Annotated in this window: 21 protein-coding genes; 8 read left to right on the top strand and 13 right to left on the bottom strand. The window is 36.2% G+C overall.

The genetic code is table 11. The features are described from left to right. Positions 1 to 40: 40 nt before the first annotated feature. From CQ046_RS07090 to CQ046_RS07075, 4 genes are all read left to right on the top strand, one after another. Positions 41 to 448, top strand: coding sequence for a winged helix-turn-helix transcriptional regulator (locus CQ046_RS07090; protein ID WP_105701580.1), 408 nt, complete (start codon positions 41 to 43; stop codon positions 446 to 448). A 149-nt stretch (positions 449 to 597) separates the two neighbouring features. Further along, the gene (locus CQ046_RS07085) at positions 598 to 1761 is read left to right on the top strand and encodes an iron-containing alcohol dehydrogenase (protein WP_105701579.1); all 1164 of its coding nucleotides are present in this window, start codon (positions 598 to 600) and stop codon (positions 1759 to 1761) included. Positions 1762 to 1986: 225 nt separating this feature from the next. After that, the gene (locus CQ046_RS07080; RefSeq protein WP_105701578.1) at positions 1987 to 2448 is read left to right on the top strand and encodes a lipocalin family protein; all 462 of its coding nucleotides are present in this window, start codon (positions 1987 to 1989) and stop codon (positions 2446 to 2448) included. A gap of 64 nt (positions 2449 to 2512) precedes the next feature. Further along, positions 2513 to 3169, top strand: coding sequence for a GDSL-type esterase/lipase family protein (locus tag CQ046_RS07075; RefSeq protein WP_105701577.1), 657 nt, complete (start codon positions 2513 to 2515; stop codon positions 3167 to 3169). A 53-nt stretch (positions 3170 to 3222) separates the two neighbouring features. On the opposite strand, the gene CQ046_RS07070 is transcribed toward CQ046_RS07075, so the two are convergent. Continuing rightward, on the bottom strand, positions 3223 to 4575 hold the full coding sequence (locus tag CQ046_RS07070; protein ID WP_105701576.1) for a DEAD/DEAH box helicase: 1353 nt from the start codon (positions 4573 to 4575) through the stop codon (positions 3223 to 3225). 524 nt (positions 4576 to 5099) lie between these two features. On the opposite strand from CQ046_RS07070, the gene CQ046_RS07065 reads away from it, so the two are divergent. Next, positions 5100 to 6473, top strand: coding sequence for a DUF3472 domain-containing protein (locus CQ046_RS07065; RefSeq protein ID WP_105701575.1), 1374 nt, complete (start codon positions 5100 to 5102; stop codon positions 6471 to 6473). Between the two features lie 72 nt (positions 6474 to 6545). On the opposite strand, the gene CQ046_RS07060 is transcribed toward CQ046_RS07065, so the two are convergent. After that, positions 6546 to 8192 (bottom strand): ABC1 kinase family protein, encoded by a 1647-nt coding sequence (locus tag CQ046_RS07060; protein WP_105701574.1) that lies wholly within the window; start codon positions 8190 to 8192, stop codon positions 6546 to 6548. Positions 8193 to 8403: 211 nt separating this feature from the next. Between CQ046_RS07060 and CQ046_RS23515 the strand changes: the two genes are divergently transcribed. Beyond that, entirely contained in the window at positions 8404 to 8568 is a 165-nt protein-coding gene (locus CQ046_RS23515) for a hypothetical protein (protein WP_165790479.1), read from the top strand. A gap of 57 nt (positions 8569 to 8625) precedes the next feature. Here the strand turns inward: CQ046_RS23515 and CQ046_RS07055 are convergent, their stop codons facing one another. Beyond that, a complete protein-coding gene (locus CQ046_RS07055) occupies positions 8626 to 10134 on the bottom strand; it encodes a carbon-nitrogen hydrolase family protein (RefSeq protein WP_105701573.1) in 1509 nt (502 codons plus the stop codon). A 156-nt stretch (positions 10135 to 10290) separates the two neighbouring features. On the opposite strand from CQ046_RS07055, the gene CQ046_RS07050 reads away from it, so the two are divergent. Beyond that, entirely contained in the window at positions 10291 to 10602 is a 312-nt protein-coding gene (locus tag CQ046_RS07050) for a hypothetical protein (RefSeq protein WP_123906582.1), read from the top strand. Between the two features lie 609 nt (positions 10603 to 11211). On the opposite strand, the gene guaA is transcribed toward CQ046_RS07050, so the two are convergent. From guaA to CQ046_RS07015, 7 genes are all read right to left on the bottom strand, one after another. Further along, positions 11212 to 12759: a glutamine-hydrolyzing GMP synthase gene (gene guaA, locus CQ046_RS07045; RefSeq protein ID WP_410493420.1), complete on the bottom strand. Its 1548-nt coding sequence runs from the start codon at positions 12757 to 12759 to the stop codon at positions 11212 to 11214. Positions 12760 to 12907: 148 nt separating this feature from the next. Continuing rightward, entirely contained in the window at positions 12908 to 14146 is a 1239-nt protein-coding gene (purD, locus tag CQ046_RS07040; protein WP_105701570.1) for a phosphoribosylamine--glycine ligase, read from the bottom strand. A 90-nt stretch (positions 14147 to 14236) separates the two neighbouring features. Then, positions 14237 to 15754, bottom strand: coding sequence for a bifunctional phosphoribosylaminoimidazolecarboxamide formyltransferase/IMP cyclohydrolase (gene purH / locus CQ046_RS07035; protein ID WP_105701569.1), 1518 nt, complete (start codon positions 15752 to 15754; stop codon positions 14237 to 14239). A gap of 119 nt (positions 15755 to 15873) precedes the next feature. Continuing rightward, complete coding sequence (gene purN / locus CQ046_RS07030; RefSeq protein WP_105701568.1) at positions 15874 to 16440, bottom strand: phosphoribosylglycinamide formyltransferase; 567 nt, start codon at positions 16438 to 16440, stop codon at positions 15874 to 15876. A 144-nt stretch (positions 16441 to 16584) separates the two neighbouring features. Continuing rightward, positions 16585 to 17577: a phosphoribosylformylglycinamidine cyclo-ligase gene (gene purM, locus CQ046_RS07025; RefSeq protein WP_105701567.1), complete on the bottom strand. Its 993-nt coding sequence runs from the start codon at positions 17575 to 17577 to the stop codon at positions 16585 to 16587. A gap of 282 nt (positions 17578 to 17859) precedes the next feature. Beyond that, entirely contained in the window at positions 17860 to 18411 is a 552-nt protein-coding gene (locus CQ046_RS07020) for an NADPH-dependent FMN reductase (RefSeq protein WP_105701566.1), read from the bottom strand. A gap of 37 nt (positions 18412 to 18448) precedes the next feature. Continuing rightward, positions 18449 to 19177, bottom strand: coding sequence for a pirin family protein (locus CQ046_RS07015; RefSeq protein WP_105701565.1), 729 nt, complete (start codon positions 19175 to 19177; stop codon positions 18449 to 18451). A 261-nt stretch (positions 19178 to 19438) separates the two neighbouring features. Here CQ046_RS07015 and CQ046_RS07010 point away from each other — a divergent pair, with 261 nt between their 5' ends. Continuing rightward, entirely contained in the window at positions 19439 to 19906 is a 468-nt protein-coding gene (locus tag CQ046_RS07010) for a lipocalin family protein (RefSeq protein ID WP_123906581.1), read from the top strand. 140 nt (positions 19907 to 20046) lie between these two features. On the opposite strand, the gene CQ046_RS07005 is transcribed toward CQ046_RS07010, so the two are convergent. The 3 genes from CQ046_RS07005 to CQ046_RS06995 all read right to left on the bottom strand — a co-directional run bounded on the left by CQ046_RS07005 (position 20047) and on the right by CQ046_RS06995 (position 23797). Continuing rightward, positions 20047 to 21570 carry a GMC oxidoreductase gene (locus tag CQ046_RS07005; RefSeq protein ID WP_105701563.1) on the bottom strand — a complete coding sequence of 508 codons (1524 nt, stop codon included), beginning with the start codon at positions 21568 to 21570 and terminating at the stop codon, positions 20047 to 20049. Positions 21571 to 21860: 290 nt separating this feature from the next. Then, a complete protein-coding gene (locus CQ046_RS07000) occupies positions 21861 to 23279 on the bottom strand; it encodes an MFS transporter (protein ID WP_105701562.1) in 1419 nt (472 codons plus the stop codon). After that, positions 23270 to 23797: a nuclear transport factor 2 family protein gene (locus CQ046_RS06995; protein ID WP_105701561.1), complete on the bottom strand. Its 528-nt coding sequence runs from the start codon at positions 23795 to 23797 to the stop codon at positions 23270 to 23272. The genes CQ046_RS07000 and CQ046_RS06995 overlap by 10 nt, the downstream gene beginning before the upstream one ends.

The raw sequence follows: 23797 nt of genomic DNA, 5'->3' as shown, positions 1-23797 counted from the left end.
AACGCTTTCATTTTGCAAGTATTATTTTTAAATTAAAAAAATGAGTAAAAAAAGATCCGACTGCCCGATCAGCTGTTCATTGGAAATGTGGGGTGACAAATGGTCTCTGCTCATCATAAGAGATCTTATGCTGAAAAAGGAATGTACTTATGGTGACTTCCTCAAAGCTGATGAAAAAATCGCAACCAATATTCTGGCTACAAGACTTCAAAATCTTTTAGACAATGGAATTATTGGTAAAAAAGATCATCCGGACAGCAAACTAAAAATTCTTTATTTTCTGACTCAGAAAGGGATAGATCTTATTCCCGTGATTGTAGAAATCAATCTTTGGGGCGATCAGTATCTGACCATTCCAGATGATCGGAAAAAACTACTGGAAGATATTAAAAAGGACAAGGAAGCTTTTATAAAAAGAGCAAAAGCCTATCTTTCTTCTGAACTGTAATCTTGAGATGAAAAAGGAATAGAAAAATAGGAATCAAAGCAGCTCAAGGCAATAGCTTTCATAAAAATGAATAATAGCAATTTTAAAATTTCATTAACTCACTTTTCCTTTTTCATTCCGTAAATTTGACTTAAAATAAATTTAGAACAATGCTTAATTTCGAGTTTAAAAACCCAACAAAAATACTTTTCGGGAAAGGCGAAATCGCTAAAATTTCCAACGAAATCCCCAAAGACGCAAGAATATTAATGATTTACGGTGGTGGAAGCATCAAAAACAATGGTGTTTACGACCAGGTAAAAGAAGCTTTGAAAGGCCATGAAGTATATGAATTTGGCGGAGTTCCTGCTAATCCGGAATATGAAATCCTGATCAATGCATTAAGCTTCATTAAAGAAAAAAATATTACTTATCTACTAGCTGTAGGGGGTGGATCTGTGATTGATGGAACAAAATTCCTTTCTGCAGCAGCCAATTATGATGGTGAACCGTGGGAGATTCTGAGAAAATCAGTAAGAACATTTGAAGGACAGGGAATGCCTTTCGGAAGTATTTTAACACTGCCTGCAACGGGTTCAGAAATGAATTCTGGTTATGTGATCTCAAGAAGAGAAACCAATGAGAAATTGTCTTCAGGAGGACCTGGGCTTTTCCCTCAGTTTTCAGTATTAGATCCGGAAGTTATCAGATCAATTCCAAAAAATCAAATTGTAAACGGAATCACTGATGCCTACACTCACGTTTTGGAGCAGTATATGACAGCTCCTTCTTCTGCTGACCTTCAGGAAAGAATTGCAGAAAGCATTCTGATCAGCCTGCAGGAAACAGCTCCTAAAGTATTGGCTGATGACTTCAGTTACGATGCCGCCGGAAACTTTATGTGGTGCTGTACAATGGCTCTGAACGGACTCATTCAGAAAGGAGTGATTACAGACTGGGCCGTACACGCTATGGGTCACGAACTGACCGCTTATTTTGGTATTGACCATGCAAGAACCCTTGCGATTATAGCACCTTCTCATTACCGTTATAATTTCGAAGATAAAAAAGGAAAACTGGCTCAGTATGCTGAGAGAGTTTGGGGAATTAAAGACGGAACTGTAGAAGAAAAAGCAGAAATAGGAATCAAAAAAATGGAGGAATTCTTCCACAGTCTTCACATCAAAACTAAACTATCCGAGTATACAGAAGATTTTAACGGAACTGCTGAAAAGGTTGAAAAAGCCTTTACAGATAGAAATTGGCTAGGTCTTGGAGAGTATAAAAAACTGACTCCTCAGGATGCTTATAGGATTGTAGAGATGAGTTATTAAAGGATTTAAGGTGCGAGATACGAGTTTCGGGGTATGCTATTTTGAGGTTTGGAGGTAAACGCTTATACTCATTTTCAAGCTAAAAAAATATGACCAGAAACTCTCATTTCATATCGCAACATTCATAAAATTATTTAATTTACAAACATTCGTTTAAAAAATCGTTATTTCATTACAAATATTTCAAATTTATTTATATTTTAGCATATTCTTAAATTTGTGAAAATGAAAAAACAGCTACTTTTATTTGCCTTTTCTGCCTTGGCGCTTACTTCTTGTAAAGATGACAATCTTGAAGCTTATGATATGGATATCATGAAGGGAGATTGGAAGGAAGTTAAAAGGGAAGTAATTTCCGGAAAAGATAATAAAACAGTGCTTTATTCTGAAGTTGTAACAGGATGTGCAACCAAAAATACTCTTTTCCTAAGAACAGATTATTATGTAAGCTATACAGCGTATACAGGAAGCGGTGCAGATTGTACTCCATCTCCGAAAACTGAAGGAAGATATACCTACGATGCTGATTCAAAAGTTATTGGAATTAAGCTTGGCGATGACAGCTCAGTAAACTACAGAGTTGATGTTTTGACAGGCAAAGATTTAAAACTGGCTCAGCAATCAGGAATCTTTGATATGAATGGAGATAAAGTTCCTGACGTCCCTTACGTTACCTACAAAAGATAAAACATAAAGCTCCCGTTAATCGGGAGTTTTTTATTACTTTTATACTAATTTAAAACTGAATATAATGAAGAAGATTCTAACAGCATTTCTATTGCTGTGTTTTACTATTGCCTTTTCTCAGGAAAATAAACCTATGTTCTGGCAGGATATCCAGGAATTCAAAAAACTGGATCAGCAAAACCCACCACAAAAGGATGCTATTCTATTCCTGGGAAGCTCGTCATTCACCAAATGGACTGATATAGCAGATTACTTTCCTGGCAAAACAATTATCAACAGGGGGTTCGGGGGATCAAGGCTTACTGATCTTAACGATTTTGCGAATGATCTTTTAGCTCCCTATCAGCCTAAGCAGATCATTATTTATTGTGGTGAAAATGACTTTGCAGATAATCACCAGCTTAAAGCAAAAGTGGTAGTTGACCGATATAAAGCTTTCTACAAAAAAATTCGTGAGCGATTTCCCAATATTGAAATAGATTATATATCAATCAAATATTCGCCGAGCAGAGAAGTGATCTGGCCGCAAATGAAAATAGCCAATAAAAAGATTGCTGCTTTTATGAAAAAAGAACCCAATGCAGAATTCATTGATGTTACAAAAGCAATGGAAGATGCTAACGGAAATGTAAGAAAAGATATTTTTGTGGAAGACATGCTTCACTTTAAGCCGGAAGGATATAAAATCTGGACGAAAGTGATTACTCCTTACCTGAAATAAAAATTAATTCCTCATACCATAAAAAACTCCCGGTTCGCCGGGAGTTTTTTATTTTATTTCTTTCTTTTCGATTTCGAAATTGCTTTCTGCTGAGATCTGTTGGCTCCAAACTTCTTAGGTGCTTTTCTTTTGGAAGGTCCACCCCAGTTTTCTTTTGTATTTTTAGCTTTCTTCTCGTGGAATGCGCCTCCTCCATCATTCAGTTTTACCTGAGCAGGATTTTTCATAACTACCTGATCTTCTTCAGCGGCGATCTTTTTAGGATTAATCTTAACATTTTCAGGGAATTCATTAAACTTCAATTCTTTATCCATCAATAGCTCAATGTCAAGAATTAAAGGTTCCTCTTTTTTAGTAACAAAAGTAATAGCCTTTCCTTCTTTGTCTGCTCTACCCGTTCTACCAATTCTGTGGATATACTGCTCCGGAATATCAGGTGTTTCAAAATTGATAACATGGGTAATGTTTGAGATATCAAGACCTCTTGCCATTACATCCGTTGTAATCAAACCTCTAATTTCTTCATTCTCAAAGCTTTTCATAGCCTTCAATCTGTAATTCTGAGATTTGTTAGAGTGAATCACATCAAACTGCTCCGGGAAAAGCTCATCTATTTTAGTAAAAAGAAGATCTGCATGCTTTTTATTATTATTAAAAATCAACACTTTAGACATATCTGTATCATTCTTCAGCAAATGTTCCAATAAGTTGATCTTTGTATTGAAGTTTTCTACTTTATAACCTGTTTGTTCAATTTTCTCAAGCGGTGTTCCTGATTTTGCCAATGAAATTTCTATCGGATTTGCAAAATAAACATCCAGCATGTCATCCACAGCTTCTGTCATGGTAGCTGAGAAAAGAATATTCTGTCTTTTCTCCTTCATCATTTCAAAAATATGGGTAAGCTGTGGTCTGAAACCTAAGTTAAGCATTTCATCAAATTCATCAATGATCAACTTCTGAACTTCTTTCAGGGAAATAGCATTGTCTATGGCAAGATCCATCACTCTTCCCGGTGTTCCTACCAAAATATCACAACCATCATTGAACAATAGTTTTTGCGTATTGATATTTTTTCCGCCATATATTCCGATTACTCTTGCAGTAATATTTTCTGTCAGTTTCTCAAGGATTTCAGTTACCTGCACTACCAATTCTCTTGTAGGAACAAGTACTAAAACAGTTGGATTTCCTGTCTTGCTGTATTTCCATGTTTTCAGAACAGGTAAAAGGTAAGCTAATGTTTTCCCGGTTCCGGTTTGTGCAATTCCCATTACATCTCTTCCCGAAAGAATAGGTTTAATGCTCTTCTCCTGAATTGGTGTAGGTTCAAATAATTCCAAATCCGCTAAAACATCAAGAATTTTAACCGGAAGGTCAAAATCTGCAAAAGTGAGTTTTTCCATTTTGCAAAGATAGGTAATTAATTTGTAGAAGGAAGAATCATGGAGGTCAGAAGAACTTTAAGTAGAAAGCCCAATACTACCTCAAATTGTCAACCTAAGCACTCCCAATTACCATTATCGAGCAACATTTATTCATAAATAAATGAAAAAAACACATGAAAATGTAGTTTAAAATGACATATATTAAGATAGCCAGGGTATGAAAATTACTTTGGCTATTTTTTACTTCCATCAAGTCAACTGCTAAATCATTACTTTGGAAAAGACAAATCCTATCAATAGTAAATAAAGTGAATTTCTTCAAATTTGGGAGCTGATTCTGAAACAAAAAGATCATAACTCGGGTTATAGCACTTTTATAAATTCCATAAATAATTAAAAATAAAGAATATAATTTACAATAAATAAACAAAATATTCAATTATTTAATCAAATAAAGAAAATAATTAAAACTTAACACAAAAAACAAGAAAAACTATATAAAAGTATTATTTTAACAATCACAAACCATAAAATTTAAAAATATGAAAAAAGTTGCTTTTATATTATTTTTATCATTAATAACCCCATTTTACTTTTCTCAAGACCGGGCTCCTTCCTGTTGGCTGGACTATCTAAATAATTTTCCAGGTGATATATTAATTAATACAATCTCTGTAGATGACCCTTCTCCATTATATGCTTATTATTGTGCTCTCAGTTGGAATGAAGGGGAAGAAGGTGGCGGCTATTGTGGCATCCAGGATCATCCGGATGGCCATAATTTTATTTACTCCATATGGGACCCTTCCAACCACCAACCTATAACAGCCGCTTATACATTATCCGGAACAAATGTGGAATTATTCGGGGGAGAGGGCACCGGCTTAAAATCTTGGAATTTTAATCTTGGATGGGATGTAAATCAATGGTACTCACTTGTAACACGCTCATGGGATGATAATGGTCATACTATGTTTGGATTTTGGATATACAAACATACGGAGAACCAATGGTATCATCTTGTCACTATGGATTATCCAATGCCTAATGTAAGATTTAATTCCCGTACCGGATCATTTATTGAAGACTGGCTTGGAAACGGAGCAAATGCAAGAGCAGTGAAGCATAAATATGGATGGAAAAGAAACTCCAGCCTATCATGGATTCCGTTTTCACAAGCTAAATTCAATAGAAGTATTCCAGATGATGGTGCTGCAAATTATATTAATAATTATGATGGGGGTACAGGGACGGATTACTACTTTATGAAGGCAGGAGGCACAACGACACCCGTTAATAATGCTTCCGGAGCTACTCTTAATTTGAATAGCAATACTGCTTCCCCTGATCTCTATTTCCCAAAAGGTGAGGTATCTGATCTCACTTTAGTAAACTCAGGGAACAATTTAAACTTTATATGGAGTATCAATACGTCTAAAGCGCCTCAATTTTCGTATCATACAGAAGTTTATAACAATCCTCAATTTACAGGAGCTCCACTAATACAAAAAAGTGAAAATATACCCCATAAAAGAGATTATGTCCTTGATGTTAGCTCATTACCTGATAATTCTTATTATATAAAGTTTTATATAACTGATATTTTTGGTAACCAGTCAAGCATTATATCTAGAAATTTTACTAAAGGAATATTAAAAGTAAGTGATATAAACCAAAATAATACAGAAGCTAAATATTTTCCAAATCCAACAGACAGGTATGTAAATATAGAGTTCGGCAAATCTCAACGAGAGATCGAGCTAGAAATTTTGGATATTTCCGGGAAGCTTTTAAAGAAAGAGTCTTACCTGAAGATATCTAAGATAACTGTTGATCTGGCAAAATTTAAACCCGGTTTTTATCTTTTAAAGACAAAAGGGCAAAGCAATCAGGTTTTCAAAGTAATCAAAAAATAAAATATAGGTTTTATCTAATAGATGCAACTTAAAGCACAATCCAGTCGGGGCACGAGAATTGCCCCGACTATTTTATTTTCTGTTGACTCTTAACAAGAGAATTAAGATCAAAAATAGAGAAAAGATAGATCCTAATATAGCTACCAAAGACAGTTCTCCTATTCTGGGACCAGATTCTGAAGAAAAAACAATAGCCGTTGCAATAATATTAGCTCCTAAAATCATGGCCAGAATAAGATTAATTACACTGGATTTAATCAATTGATTGGTTTTGTCTATATTTTTGATCTCACTGGAAACGGTGAACTTGTTTTCATCCAATTTTTGAAGGACAGAACGAAGCTCTTTCGGGATTTCATCCACATTATCTGTGAAATTCATCATCCGATCCATTCCTGTTTTTAAAAGATTTTTAGGGCTGATTTTCTTTGTGAAAATTTTCTTTGTGTAGGGATGAAGACTTTTTACAATATCCAGATCCGGATTGATACTTCTTCCAACACCTTCTATCAGGCTGATTCCTTTGAATAGAAGATAAAAATAATCCGGCATATAAAGCCTGTTGTCTTTTAAAATATCCTTCATCTTGTTGATGATCACCTGCACATTGATATCCTGTAATGATGAGCTATGAACAAAATTCAGAATATCATCCACATCATTTTCGAACCTTCTTTCATCCGGAATTTCATAGCTTACTGCCATTTTCTTAAGAGAACGGACTATTTTATGAGAATTTTTGGCAACAAAACTTACAATAAGATTTTCAAGAATTTCTTTATCGTTAGGCTGAATTTTTCCTACCGCACCAAAATCAATGAAAACAATTTTACCGTCTTTTTTTACTAAAATATTCCCGGCATGAGGATCAGCATGAAAGAATCCGTAATCTAAGATTTGGGAAACAAACAGTCTTAACCCAGCTTCAGAAACTTTTACAGGATCAATATTATTAGCTAAAAGAAGTGATTTATCGGTAACTTTTATTCCATCGATGAATTCCATACAAAGAATATTGTTGTTGGAAAATTCTTCATAAACCTTCGGAACGTAAGTTTCTTTATTATTTTTAAAGTTAAGGCGGAACTGCAGAATATTATTTCTTTCATTTGTCAAAGAAACCTCTTCCAGCAATGATTTTTCAAAGGTAGAAATGGCCTGTTTCATATTAAGCTTCTCTCCTATTTCCGAATAAGCAGAGATCAGTTTTTCAATATCTTTGATTAAAAGCAAATCATCTTCAATGACTGACTGGACATCGGGTTTTCTGAGTTTTAAAATAACAGGACTGCCATCTTTCAAAACAGCTTTATAAACCTGTGCAATGGAAGCTGTAGCCAGAGGTTGTTTCTGAATTTCCAGGAAATAATCTTTAACAGAAATATTGAATTCACTTTCTAATGCTTCTTCTACATCCATATCTACCGTTTCCACTTTGTCCTGAAGCTTTTGCAGCTCCTGGATCAATTCCGGTGGCAAAAGGTCTTCCCTGTTACTGAATGTCTGACCCAATTTTACAAAGGTAGGTCCCAGCTCTTCCAGCGCCAGTCTTATTCTTTCGTAAACGGTTCCTTTTGAAATGATCTCGTCCGAACTGGAAGTTTCTTCCTGCTTATTCCCTCCGTTCATCCTTGCCAGCATATCTTTAAATCCATATTTGCTCAATACGGAAATTAGTCTTGCGGATCTTTTCAGTTTTCTTTGTTGCTTATCAAACATAGTGTATCAATAGTAGGTGCAATTTACTCCAAAAATTGTTCCTTTATGAAAAGAATAATTACAACAACGCCAACATATAAAATTAAAAATAACAACACATAATCAATATTTTAAAGAATTAAATTCATCATAAAAACAAAAAAACCATCATATGTTGTAAAAATTAATATATTTACACCGTACAAATAAAACAAACCAAAAGTATTAGAACATGAAAAATTTACGTAACAACAAACTTTCAAGAGAGCAATTAAAAGGGATTGCAGGAAGCGGAATCATTATCGGAAACTGCTCCAACCAGTGTTGCCCAACAGACGGAAGACCAAGATGCCCAAGACTGATCTGCCCTGCTGTAGTATGTCCTGAGTACATGTAATTCACTCAAAGAAATTTTAGGTAAAATAAAAACAGAATGCTTTCGCATTCTGTTTTGTTATTTAAGATAGGTTTCGTACAGATCTTTTCGGCGGTCTTTCATCACCTGAACAGATCCATTGTGATGGAGATCTTTTAACAGATTCAGGTCTACGTCTACAATCAGAGTCATTTCTGTATTGGGCGTAGCTTCTCCTTTCACGGCATTGGATGGGAAGGCAAAATCAGAAGGGGTAAATACGGCAGCCTGACCAAACTGGATGTCCATATTATTAACCTTCGGAAGATTTCCTACACAGCCGGCAATGGCTACATAACATTCATTTTCTATAGCTCTTGCGGCAGCACAGTGGCGTACTCTCATGTAGGCATTCTGGGTATCTGTCAGATACGGGACAAACAAGATTTTCATCCCCTGATCAGCCAAAATTCTTGGTAATTCCGGGAATTCTACGTCATAGCAAATCACAAGACCTATTTTTCCGCAGTCGGTATCAAAAACTTTGATTTCATTTCCGCCTTTCATTCCGTAATATCTCTTCTCGTTCGGGGTAATGTGAATTTTTCGGTATTCGTCCACCCGCCCGTCACGGTGCAAAAGATAGCTGACATTATACAAATCATTATTATCATTATCAAAAACAGGCATACTTCCAGAAATAATATTCACATTATAACTGATCGCCAGCTCTGAAATTTTCTTTTTGATTTCTTCAGTAAGTTTTGCCAGTTCTATCATACTGTCCCTTTCTGAAAGATTGTTGAAAGGAGCCAGCAAAGGAGTGTTAAAGAGTTCAGGGAAAAGAACAAAATCGGATTTATAGTCTCCCATTACATTCACGAAAAACTCCACCTGCTCATAAAAAGCATCTATATCTTTGAAGTGCCTCATCTGCCATTGTACCAATCCAAGGCGGATAATACTGTCCTGCATCGTATTTGGCTTTCTGCTGTAGTAGATGTTGTTCCATTGCAAAAGAACGGCATTTTCTCTCGATGCCTCATCTTCAGGAAGATATTTTTTCAGGATTCTTATCGGAAGAAAATTATTGGAAAGCTGGAAAGACAATACCGGATCATAAATCTCTTTATCTCTTACTTTCCGGATATATTCTCTTGGAGAAAACTCGTGGCTGTATTTATGATAATTCGGGATTCTGCCACCAAGAACAATAGATTTAAGATTTAACAATTCACAAAGTTCTTTTCTTGCATCATATAACCTTCTTCCTAAGCGTAATTCACGAAACTCCGGGTCTACAAAAACTTCGATTCCATACAGAACATTTCCCGTAGAAGTATGGGTATTGAACGTATAATTTCCCGTAATATCACTATAAGTATGGTCATCCCCGAATTCATCGTAATTCACAATGATAGAAAGTGCTACAGCAGCAAGTTTTCCGTCAACAGTGATACAAATCTGTCCATTAGGGAACATTTTTGTAAGCTTATCAATACTTTTTTTGGACCAAATGGATTCCGACATTTGCGGATAGGCCCTTTTCATCGTTTCCGCCAGCTCATTATAATCCTGAAGGGTCAGGTTTCTTGTTTCTATTTGCATTTGATGTAATTTTACTTAAATTTAGTGAAAATATTTTACTTTAATCCTTATAGAAAAGTACTTCCCAACTATTTATACAACATTTAACAGTGGATATCACCGAGATTTTACAAGCAGCAGTTCACTCAAATAATTACTGGAAACATTCGCGCAGTAATGGAGACACTTAAACCCCATTATAGTATTAATATAGAAATGGATACAGAAAAATCCACCGCCCTATTCTCAGGAGATAAAGCCATCGGATATATCTGTTTGAATTATCCTCTGATCTTTGTAGAAAGCCAATATGCTTTACAAATAAAAAATGTTCTTCATGCATTTCATAATATAGGATACATTATTGTCGATACTCTATCTAATCCTTATCTGTCTGCAGATTCTGACATCTATAATGCTTATTTTGATTTTATGGAAAACCTGAACGCTTTTTCTGCTGAAGATTTTTATTTTTACAATGTCAATTAAAAATCATTCTTATCCGACTCAATTAAAGCATAATTAGCAGGTCACTCCTCCGGAGCTTTATTTTTATGGGAACTTCTTTTTTTCTACTAACAGCAGATCCCGACGGGATCAAATCCAGCTCCACTGGGAGCTAACTGTTAATAGGGCATATTTGTTTTAAAATTATAGCTCCGAAGGAGCGGCCTGTTAATTCATGCAGTAAATATTGATATTTTCAATGTATTTATACTTTTTATCGGAGAGTAATGATTATATTAAATTTTATTAGCTAATGAAACCATACGCAGTAACTTTACTCATAAGCGTCACCATTATTTTTATTTTAAGAATCTTTTATGCTGACACATCAGTCAATGTTTCGCATAATTTAAACTTATTTTCAGCATCTGAAATAAAACCTCAGGAAGCAAAAAGTTTTATTTACTTTTATTTAATAGTTACCATGTTAATAAGTTATGTCATTTTCCATAAGCATATACTCTTCAAACTGATATACTGCTTATTAATTGCTTTAAATATTTTACTGATCATTTCTTCATTGAAACAGTTTTAACAAAAAAAATCCCACCCAAAACGGACAGGATTTATATCATTAATTCAAGTCAAAAATTATTCCCACTCAATCGTTGCTGGTGGTTTGCTTGAAATATCGTAAGCTACTCTGTTGATTCCTCTTACTTCGTTGATAATTCTGCTTGAAACAGTATCCAAGAACTCATAAGGAAGTCGGCTCCATGTTGCTGTCATAAAGTCGATGGTATTAGCAGAACGAACTACAGCGGTGTATTCGTAAGTTCTTTCGTCTCCCATTACCCCTACAGATTTTACAGGAAGAAGGACTACAAATGCCTGAGATACTTTTTCATAAAGGTCGTTTTTGTATAATTCTTCAATGAAGATATCATCAGCTTCCTGAAGGATTCTTACTTTCTCGGCATCTACCGCTCCCAATACTCTGATTCCAAGTCCCGGACCTGGGAAAGGGTGTCTGTATACCATGTGGTGAGGAATCCCTAATTCTTCTCCTACTCTTCTTACTTCGTCTTTGAAAAGTTCTCTTAATGGCTCTAATAATTCGAATTCCATATCTTCAGGAAGTCCTCCAACGTTGTGGTGAGACTTGATTACTGCAGATGGTCCGTTTACAGACTGGCTCTCGATAACATCAGGATAAATAGTCCCCTGAGCTAAGAATTTAGCGCCTTCAATTTTGTGAGATTCTTCATCAAATACATGGATGAACTCATTACCGATGATTTTTCTTTTCGCTTCAGGATCGTCTACTCCAGCTAGTTTTGAAAGGAATCTATCCTGAGCATCCACCATTTTAATGTTCATATGGAAATGTTCTCCATATTGATCCATTACTTTCTTACCTTCATCTTTTCTCAATAATCCTGTATCTACGAAGATACAAGTCAATTGATCACCGATTGCTTTGTGAATCAAAACAGCCGCTACAGAAGAGTCTACACCACCAGAAAGTCCAAGGATTACTTTGTTGTCTCCTACTTTCTCACGGATTTCCTCAACTGTTTTTTCAATATAGTTCGTCAGTTTCCAGTTTTTCTCTGAATTACAGATTCCGAAAACGAAATTTTCAAGCATTTTCCCTCCTTCTTCTGTATGAGAAACTTCCGGGTGGAACTGAACACAATAGATTTTACTTTCTTCATTAGAGATAGAAGCAATTACTCCTGATTTTGCGTTTAATTCAAAACCTGCAGGTAATTCTCCTACTTCGTCAAAGTGGCTCATCCAAACGACAGAGTTCTGAGTAACTCCTTTTAATAAAGAGCTTTCTTTAACGATCTCTAAGTTTGCTTTACCGTATTCTCCTTTTTCTCCTTTGTTTACTTTACCTCCTAAAAGGTGAGCAGTCATCTGCATTCCGTAACAGATTCCCAACACAGGAACTCCTTGCTCATATAAAGCTTTTTCAACCAGGTGGGCATTTTCTGCATTTACAGAGCTTGGTCCACCGGAAAGGATGATTCCTTTTGGCTGTTTTGCTAAAATATCTTGTAATGGTGTATTGTAAGGCAAGATCTCAGAATATACGCCCATCTCACGGATTCTTCTTCCGATAAGCTGGTTGTACTGGGATCCGAAATCTAAAATAATAATACCGTTGTTCATTGTTGATAATTGATAAATGATGATTAAATTAAAAGCTTTAAGCAATAGGCTATAAGCTTTCTATACCGCAATAAGCATACTGTCTGTAGCATAAAGCTTATTGCTTACTTAACTGTTTTACAAAAAAAGACTTGGAATGGCTCCAAATCTTTTTTCGTGATTTTTATTAAAACTTTCCGATGTCTTCTCTATAGAAGCCGTAATCGAAATGTACATGACTTGCATCTTCGTAAACTTTTTTGCGGGCATCTTCGAAAGTAGCACCGGTAGCTACAATGTTCAGAACTCTACCACCGTTGGAAACCACTTTGTCTCCTTTGCTGATTGCTCCTGCATATAATAGTTTACTATGTTTTAGTTTATCTTCTCCTGTAATTTCGAAACCTGTTTCGATGTTTCTCGGATAACCTCCTGAACACATTACAAGACAAATTGCTTTTTCGTCCTTAAATTTAAGCTGAATATCTTTTCCTTCCATACAGTCCTGGATCACATCCAAAAGATTGTTTTCCATCAACGCCATCAATACCTGAGTTTCAGGATCTCCGAATCTCATGTTGTATTCAAGAAGGTAAGCTCCGTTTTTCGTTACCATCAATCCGAAGAAGATGATTCCTTTAAATCCGAAACCTTCAGCTTTAAGACCTTTAATGGTAGGTTCTAAGATATTTTTCTCAAAATCTGCATAGTGCTCCTGAGTAAATTCCGGACTTGGTGCGATTGAACCCATACCTCCTGTGTTAGGTCCTGTATCTCCGTTTCCAGCTTTTTTATAATCTTTTGCTGCTACACATGGAAATAATTTATCTCCGTTAGAGAAAGCAATAATAGACGCTTCAAAACCTTGTAAATATTCTTCAATAACTAAACGAATACCAGCATCTCCATAGATTCTTCTGATCATAAAATCATGGATCGTAGCTTCAGCTTCTTCCAGAGTATCACAGATCACAACACCTTTTCCTCCAGCTAAACCACTTGCTTTAATTACTAAAGGATACTGCTGGGTCTTCACATACTCTATAGCTTCGTTATATGAATCAAATACTACAGCTTTAGCTGTTTTGATATCATAGGTCTGCATAAATTTCTTAGAGAAAGCTTTACTACCTTCAAGGCTCGCTACTTTCTGAGTAGGACCGAAAACTTTAAGATCGTGTTTTTTAAATTCGTCCTTAATACCCGCTACAAGAGGAGCTTCCGGACCTACGATCGTAAGATCAATCTTTTCTTTAATGGCGAAATCTCTAAGTTCTTTGATTTCCGATAAATGAACATTTTTCCCTATTACATCGGTAGTAGCATTCCCGTTGGCAAAAAACATTTTAGAAATTCTTGAGTCATTCTGAAGCTTTGCCGCTAAAGCAGATTCTCTACCGCCTTCACCTATGATTAATATTCTCATACTTTATATTATTATCTAGTCTTATTTTACAAATATATAATTTTGAATGCTAAAAATACAATCCCTAATTATTTTTTAATTCTATTTTAATTAGTGGAAAAAGTGTCTAACCCCTGTAAACATCATTGGAATATTGTGCTCATTTGCAGCTTCAATACTATCCTGATCTTTTACACTTCCACCTGGCTGAATAATGGCCTTGATACCTTCCTGAGCGCAGAAATCTACCACATCACGGAAAGGGAAAAATGCATCTGAAGCCAATACCAAATCTCCGGAGAATTTTTCTTTTGCTCTTTCGATAGCCTGCTGAGTCGCCCAGATTCTGTTTACCTGTCCGCCGCCGATACCGAATGCCTGAATTCCGTTGGAAACTACGATTGCATTAGACTTCACATATTTCACAACTCTCTGAGAGAAAAGTAATGCTTTTTTCTGTTCTTCTGTAGGCTGTACATCAGTTACCACTTTGATATCATCTGAAAAGTGAAGGTCATTATCCTGAACAAGGATACCGCCGTCTACTTTCACCCAAGTTTGTTTGTCTGAAACCGGGTTTACGATTTTGATGATTCTCAGATTTTTCTTTTTTCTTAAAACTTCAAGGGCTTCTTCATCAAATTCAGGAGCCATTACAATTTCAAGGAAAGTTTTATTCAATTCTTCAGCCGTTGCTGCGTCTATTTTATAGTTCATTGCAACAATTCCGCCAAAGATAGAAACCGGATCACATTCGAAAGTTTTCTGGTACGTTTCCAAAGCTGAAGCTCCAATCGCCACGCCACAAGGTGTAGAGTGTTTTACGGCACAACAAGCCATTTCTTCTTTGAACTCAGTGACTACTTTCCAGCAAAGGTCCATATCACGAAGATTGTTGAAAGAAAGTTCTTTACCTCCAAGCTGTTCGAAGTCTTTCATGGCTCCGTTCTCGAAAGTAGAAACATAGTAAGCTGCAGTCTGGTGAGGGTTTTCTCCGTATCTTAAGTCAGCCACTTTTTTATAAGAAGCATTAAGATAAGTAGGATACTCTTCATCTAAAAGCATTCTTGAAATCGCAGCATCATACGCAGAGGTAAGGTTGAATACTTTTCCGGCAAGCTTTTTACGGGTTTCGATATATGTATCACCGTTTTGTTCCATTTCAATTTTCACTGCTGCATAGTCTTCTACATCAGTGATTACTGTTACAGAATCAAAGTTTTTAGCTGCAGAACGAAGCATTGAAGGGCCTCCGATATCGATAAACTCTACTTTTTCATGTAAAGAAATGTCTTTGTTTACATTTTCAAAGAAAGGATAAAGGTTTACAATTACCATGTCAATCAGATCAATTCCGTGCTCCTGAACGGTTTTCATGTGCACTTCGTTGTTACGAACAGCCAGCAATCCTCCGTGAACTTTCGGGTGTAAAGTTTTCACTCTTCCGTCCAGCATTTCAGGGAAATTGGTTACCTCATCAATCTGAATAGGATTTAAACCAGCGTCTTTCAAATGTTTGAACGTTCCTCCTGTAGAGATCAACTCATAATTCTGAGCTTCCAAAAACTGCGCGAATTCTATTAATCCACTTTTGTCAGAAACACTGATTAAAACTCTCTTTTTACTCATTTTACTTTCGATTTTTTACTTTTTACAGCTATTTCAAACTGTGTCCGGGTCTTTCACCTCCGAACTTACTTTTATTTTACTTAGATTTTTCTATTTTTCCTGTCAAAAAATTTTTGACATTATTTATTTCCCAGGACTTTATTGATCGCTATCGGAAATATTTCATATTCAATCTGGTGAACTTTCTGAGCCAGGCTTTCAGGAGTATCATCGGCGGTTACTTCAAAAGCTTTCTGAAGAATAGCTTCTCCCTCATCAATGCCCGGTGTTACAAAATGTACAGTCGCCCCACTCTCTACTTCTTTGGCTTCAATAACTGCATTGTGAACGTTCATTCCCCACATTCCTTTTCCTCCGAATTTCGGAAGCAAAGCAGGATGAATATTGATTATTTTACCATTCCAGTTTTCACAGAATTCAGATTTCAAGATGGATAAAAATCCTGCCAATACGATCAAATCTGTATTTTCTGGGATTACTTTAGCCAATTCACTGCTGAAATTCTTTCCTCTTGGAATCAGTATATTTTCTATATTGTGATTCTTTGCTCTTTCCAGTCCGAAACATTCTCTGTCTGCGACCACCAATGTTACTTTTGCATGCTGGATTTCCCCAGCTTCAATAGTATCAATGATTCTCTGCAGATTGGTTCCTGAGCCGGATACGAGTACAACGATGTTCTTCATATTTTTTTGGCAGCCTTGTCAAGGGGTTTAGAACTTTGATAAGACTTTCTTTAATTAGCCCCGATTGCAGCGGCATCCTTTTTTGAAATGGCTTTGTAAAAAAGCTCTGGTAAAAAAGATATAGCGGAAAGCGGGATTAAGCTTCTAAAATTTTAAATTAATTTTCTCTGCTCCTTCAGTGATTTCTCCGATTTCGTAAGCATCATCAAGAAGGTTTAATACTTTCTCAGCATGTTCAGCATCTACAACGATTACCATCCCTACACCCATATTGAATGTTCCGTACATTTCCTCACGAGCTACTTCACCTCTCTTTTCAAGCTCAAGCATTACGCTAGGAATTCTGATTTTTGATTCATCAATAGAAGCACAAAGTCCTTCAGGAATAATTCTTGGAACGTTTTCGTAAAGACCACCTCCTGTGATGTGGGCAATTCCGCTTACTTTTACTTCTTCCAATACTTTGTGAATATCTTTGTAGTATAGTCTTGTAGGAACTAAAAGAGTCTCGTATAAAGGTTTTCCTTCAAATTCTTCTTCGAAGTTCGGGAATACTTTTCTTACTAAAGAGAATCCGTTTGAGTGGAATCCTGAGCTTGGCAATGCAATAATTTTGTTACCTGCTTTGATGGTAGAACCGTCAATAATCTGATCTTTTTCTACAATTCCTACACAGAATCCTGCAACATCATAATCTCCCGGCTGGTACATTCCAGGCATTTCAGCAGTTTCTCCACCAATTAATGCACAGTTGTTATCCTTACAAGCGGCAACCATTCCTAAAACGATTTCTGCAGCAATTTCTGAATCAAGCTTTCCGCAAGCCAGATAGTCAAGGAAGAACAAAGGTTTTGCTCCGTGACAAAGAATATCATTGGCACACATTGCAAAGCAATCTACTCCGATAGAATCATATTTTTTGGTATCTAAAGCTACTTTAAGCTTTGTTCCTACTCCATCTGTTCCTGATACAAGAACCGGATTTTTGTATCCACCGATCTCATAGAAAGCACCAAAACTTCCCAAGTGGTTCAGTACATTGGAATTATGGGTTTCACCGACCGCTTTTTTGATCTTGTCAACCGTTTTGTATCCTTCTTCTTTGTCTACTCCTGCTGATTTGTAAGTGTTGCTCATGTCTGCTTAGATTTTTAGATATCGGATTTCAGATTTCATACTATTTATGATCTAGTAACTGCTTCTGGAGTCTTCTTATCTTTTAATATTTCAATTACTTTTATACTTGATTTTAGAAAACAAAAAAGCCGACAATCTTTTCAGATTATCGGCCGTTATTTTATCTCAGAATTTCAGAGCCCACAATTTTCCCTTTATGAGAAAAACATTGTTTATAGGAGGTCTGAATTTTCATCTCTTTTCTTTTTGCAAAAATAGTAATTTTAAATGAATATTCAAATTCTATTTTTCAAGGATGGTTTCAATAGCCGCAATCTTCTTTATTTTCTCTTTCAACTCACTGATTTTCTCTTCATTAGAAATTTTATGAGTTGTTTTATCAAAATTATCATTAAAGAATGGAAGTGAAAAAGTTTCCACCACATTTCCTCCGTGGAAAGGAAAACGCTTTGATGCAGCTTCCAAAACGCCTGCGCCACCTCTACCTCCCGGAGACGTAGACATCAATAACATAGGCACTTCATTCCAAACTGTTCTGTCTTTGATTCTCGACACCCAGTCGAACACATTTTTAAATGCTGTAGAGTATGTTCCGTTGTGTTCTGCCAAAGCTACCAACAATACATTAGCACCATCAATTTTAGAGGCAAAATCGTGAGCTTCCTGAGGAACACCACCTGCTAATTCTCTTTCATGTTTATAGATTGGCATTTCGAAAGGATTCAGATCCACTACTTCTACTTCTGCATTTTCAAATAATGTTGATGCGTAAGCAACCAATTGTTTGTTCATTGAAACTTCTGAGTTGCTTCCTGCTATTGCTAAGATTTTCATATGTGAGGTTTATTTTTAAGATTACAAATTTAGTTTTTTATTTAAGATAAGACGGCAGTTCCATTGGGACTTCCATTAATAATACTTCGGTGTCTTCCACAGCTTCGATATTAAAACTCTGGGTATCCCAGATTCCCAATCCGTCTCTTTCATTCAGAACACGGTCTCCTATTTTAGCACTTCCTTTTAGAACAAATGCATAGACTCCGTTTCCTTTTTTGTTGAGCATATAATTCTTACCGTTTCCTTTTGTAAAATTGGCTAAGTTGAACCATGCATCCTGATGAATCCAAACTCCGTCATCATTTTTATTGGGAGATAAAATCTGCTGGAATCCGTTGATTTTTTCGCCTTCTTTGATGCTTTTCTGATCATATCTTGGTTCAACATTCTGCTCTTTCGGGAAAACCCAGATCTGAAGAAATTTCACTTCCTCATCTTTATTTTTATTGTATTCGCTGTGCATTACACCGGTTCCGGCACTCATCACCTGAATTTCGCCTTTTTTGATCACCGCTGTAGTTCCCATTGAGTCTTTGTGTTCCAAATCGCCTTCCAAAGGAATTGAAATAATTTCCATATCCCTGTGTGGGTGTGTTCCAAAACCCATTCCCTGAGAAACGGTGTCATCGTTTAATACTCTTAGAACTCCAAAGTTTGTTCTGTCTCTGTTTTGATAGTTGGCAAAACTGAATGTATGGTAAGAATTTAACCATCCGTGATTGGCATGGCCTCTTGAATCTGCTTTATGATATACTGTTTTCATTTCTGTGATTATTTATAGTACAAATGTACGGGATGTGGGTGCTTTAAAAGTTGATGTAAGGTAAGAAAGAATAAAAGGATAAAAAGAGTAAAAAAACGTGATTGTGAAGAAAGCTTTTTTCAAATAACGCACAAGTAGGTAAATAGAAGTCAATATATTGATTATCAGAAAATTGAATTTTAGAATTAATTCTATCAGCTACATCATTTTTGGATTTACAAAATAGTTACATTTGTCTTGATTTAACACAAACGAAAAAAAATGATTAAAAAAGCACTATTTTTAAGTATTGCGACGTTAGGTATGTTCTCATGCAGCAATGATGATGACACGGTAACAACAAATGAACCTAGTATTGCTGGAAAATGGCAGGCAGCTAAGTATATGGCATATTCTGGTAAAGACGGAAGCACCATTCCCGGCAGCTCTTCTGATGCCAATCCATGTGATAAAAAAGGCTCACTTGATATTAGCTCCACTGGTAAATGGCATGAAATAATATACTCTGAAAATACAGAAGGACAATGTACTCTTGATTCCGATAATATTTCTGATTACACCTATGACTCAGTTTCTAAAAAAGTTCAGGTTAAATACCTCAATGGAACAACGAGAGTTTATCCCGTAAAAAAATTAACTGACACAGAATTAGAGTTTGCAGAGGATTCTTATGACATTAATTCCGATGGTATTAATGATGTGTATACTTTGGTACTTAAAAGACTATAAAAAATTAAATGCCTCTTGTATAAGGGGCATTTAATTTTTATAATCAATAGGAAATCCAGAATATAGGATCTGAATTCTAAGTATGGGTTAAAAACACCTAAAGAGAAAGCAGACTAAAGCCCACTCCTATTGAATTTTTTTTAAAAAGTTTTTTTAATATGCTCTCCTACTCTCAATGCCATTGCAACAATGGTCAATGCAGGATTTACCGCTCCGCTGGATACAAAAAAGCCGCCATCTACAATATAAAGGTTTTCAAGATCATGTGCTTTACAATAAATGTCTACTACGGAGCTTGACGGATCCAGTCCCATTTTTGTTGTTCCATTTTGATGGGCTGGAGAAGCAATATCCATTCCTTTACTGAAATAATAGCCTTTGAATAGGAAGCTTTCAAACTTTCCGGATGCTTTTAAAGCTTTAATTAATTCTGATTTAAGAAATTCATGTCCTTTTTGATTATTCTCTGTGTAACTTAGTTTAATCTGTCCGTTTTCTACTGTTACTCTGTTTTCAGGATCCGGCAGATCTTCTGAAGTCATCCAGAAATCAACAGCATGTCTGGCCATTAGCTCAAAAGTGAATCCTGGTGCTGCAACCGGACTATCTGCCTTAATCTGATGTTCATCTGATTTTCCCAGCATCTGTATATGCCCTAAAGGAAACTCGTATTGAGTGGTTGCATGGTAAAAATCATTGATTCCAAATGTCTTCCCAAATTTTGTAGGATTGTGTTCTGTATAGAGTGCAATTAATGCAGTATTCTGATGAAACATATAATTTCTTCCCACCTGATCTGAGGTATTGGCAAGTCCGTTAGGAAATTGCTCGCTTTTACTTTCCAGCAGAATTGCTGCTGAATTGATGGCTCCTGCAGAAAGAATCACCATATCGGAAGTGAATGTTTTAGTCTCACCATTTTGCTCTACAATCACCTCTGTAACTTTTTGTCCTGAACTATCAGTATTGAGTTGTATTACTTTTGAATTGATCATCAACTCAACATTGGGATATTCAAGTGCTTTTGATAACGCGCAAAGATGGGCATCTCCTTTTCTTTCGGAAGCATCGGGAAAACCATCAAAGCGATCGAGCGTATAAGGAGCGTTGGCTGTTGTATGAGGAGTAAAGTTTACTCCAACAGGCAATTCAAAAGGATGTAAGCCATAATTTTTCAGTTCATCGAAAATTTCCTGAATTCTAGGTTCATGTGGTAATGGTGGATTAGGGTAAGGCTCTTCATCAAAGGGTTCCGTAGGATCTGAGCCTCTTTTACCATGTACATGAAACAGTTTTTCAGCTTCCAGATAATATTCTTTCAAATCTTTATATTGAATGGGCCATGCCGGGGATACTCCTCCGTAATGCTGTATTTCTTTAAAATCCTCCTCTCTTAACCGGAACAAAGCAGCTCCATAGAATTTGGTATTCCCTCCTACATTATAATGCATTCCGGGTCTAAAGCTCTCTCCATTTTTATCCAGCCAAAGATCAGTAGTTGTATATCTGTTTTTCTCAAAAACTTCCTCAGAGTTCCAATTTTCTTTTTCTACCGGAACATATCCCCCTCTTTCTAAGATCAATATTTTTTTTCCGCTGTCGGCTAGTTTATAGGCCATCGTTGAGCCTCCTGCTCCAGTTCCAATAATGATAATATCGTACATTGTTTACTATTTGGTGTATCTAATTTAGAGATTAAAAAAGCAGAATAAGCTTAAAAAAAAATTAAATCTCAATTGATAATATGAATAATTGATAAAAAGTAAAATGGCTCCTCCAGGATTTTGAAAGCTGCAAGCCGGGAACTTAAAATTTTCGTGAAAGAACGGTTTGGCTACAGCCGGTTGATGGATACTTAAAGAGAAAGCGGGCTAAAGCCCGCTCCTATTGAATTTTATGATGTTTTTCCAAATTACATTTCAAAACACATCACATTATTAATTTCTAGTTTCTATTAAAAATGTACCTGTTTGATCTCTTCTTCAATTTCCTTAGGAGTTTCATCTTCAGATTTAACAAAAATCATGGTTACTACAGCGCCTATCAGCATGCATACACCTCCCACTACAACATAATCCATGGCCTGTTTCCCGAAAATACCACTCACAATGGGACCTCCAAATAAACCATTAATGATCTGCGGAATTACGATAAAAAAGTTGAATATTCCCATATAAACCCCCATTTTCCGTTGTGGAATCACCTCAATAAGCATAGCATAAGGCATTGCCAGAATACTTGCCCAAGCAAAACCTAATCCGATCATTGAGATCCATAGATTATTGACATCTTTAATGAAATACATTGAAACGAGTCCAACACCTCCACTCAATAGAGCTAAAGCATGAGTCTGTTTTTTTCCAATCAGCTTAGCTATTGGAGTCAGTAAAAAAGCAAACGGGATTGCCCATAGATTATACATTCCGAAAAGCTTCCCAGTTAAATCTCCGGCATCATTAAATGCTTTGGAATGGGTATCTTCCGGAGAAAGCCCAAAATGATGAGTTGCCAATGCACTGGTAGTAAATACCCACATCGTAAATAATGCAAACCATGAAAAGAACTGAACAATTCCCAGCTTTTTCATCTGTGTAGGAATCGCCGCAAAATCTTTGAAAATATCTGAAAATTTTGATTCGTGTTTTTCACCTTCTTTCCCATCTTCAAAATCAGCAAACTCCTGTGGAGAATATTCTCTGGTTGTTATAATAGTGTACAAAATAGATATGATCAATAAAGCTGCACCAATATAAAAGGAGTAAATTACATTATCAGCAACAAACCCAGCTGGCGCTTCATTGGAAATCCCCATTTTTGTTAACCAATCCGGTAGATAAGAACCCAGCACAGCACCAATTCCGATCAGAATGGTTTGTACAGAGAATCCTATGGTACCCTGATGTTTTGGGAGCATATCTCCTACCAAAGCTCTGAAGGGTTCCATTGCTATATTCACCGAAGCATCCATCATAGCCAGGAATATTACGGCTAACAACAGGGCATTGGCCGCAAACATCTGAGTAACGGTAGCAGCATTCGGAAGGAGTACCAATCCGATAGCGCACAAAACAGCTCCAATTAAAAAGTAAGGCTTTCTTCTCCCCAGCGGGCTCCATGTATTATCCCCCATATGTCCGATGATAGGCTGAACAATCAAACCTGTAATGGGAGCAACCAGCCAGAACCAGGATAATTCGTGCACATCAGCTCCTAAATTCCCAAGAATACGGCTTGCATTTCCATTCTGTAAGCCAAATGCCATCTGGATTCCCAAAAATCCCATACTCATGTTGATAATCTGCAGCATGGATAGGTTTGGTTTTATTTTTCTGCCAGCCGCACCACTTTCATATCTTCCGTTCATTACCGCCATTCTGTTTTCAGTTTTTGAATTAATGCATCTTCAATTGGCGCTTTTTCTGGAACCACTTTATCTACGACCTCATTAGGAACCGTCATAGAAAGAACGTATTGTTTTACCTTCCAGCTTCCGTTGATTTTTTCTACCACGCCAGAGCCTCTGCAAATTTTCATTTGAGTATCTAATAATTCGTCAAACCATGCCAGTTTTCCGTCTTTACTAAAGTAAATATTTCTTTTAATCGCCTTAAAATTCCAGGTCTTTTTCTTGTCAAAATAAGGTTTTGCCCATACCATGAATTCTTTTTTATTCCAGATTTCGGTAGCATCTGTTCCAATGAAGGTAGATTCATCCGCAAAGAAGTTAAAATAAGCATTATAATCCGCTTTTGCCGCAGCTACGTTGAATGCATCCAACATAGTACTGATTTCCGATTTTTCTTTTTCAAATGCATTTTTCGATTGTGCAGTGAGTAAAGAAAATCCCAGTACAAATAGGATTAGCGTATAAACTGTCGTTAGTTTTTTCAT

Origin of the sequence: Chryseobacterium sp. MYb7 (genome assembly GCF_002979455.1) — a bacterium.
Taxonomy (GTDB): Bacteria; Bacteroidota; Bacteroidia; order Flavobacteriales; family Weeksellaceae; genus Chryseobacterium.
This window is presented reverse-complemented; position numbering and strand designations above follow the sequence as displayed.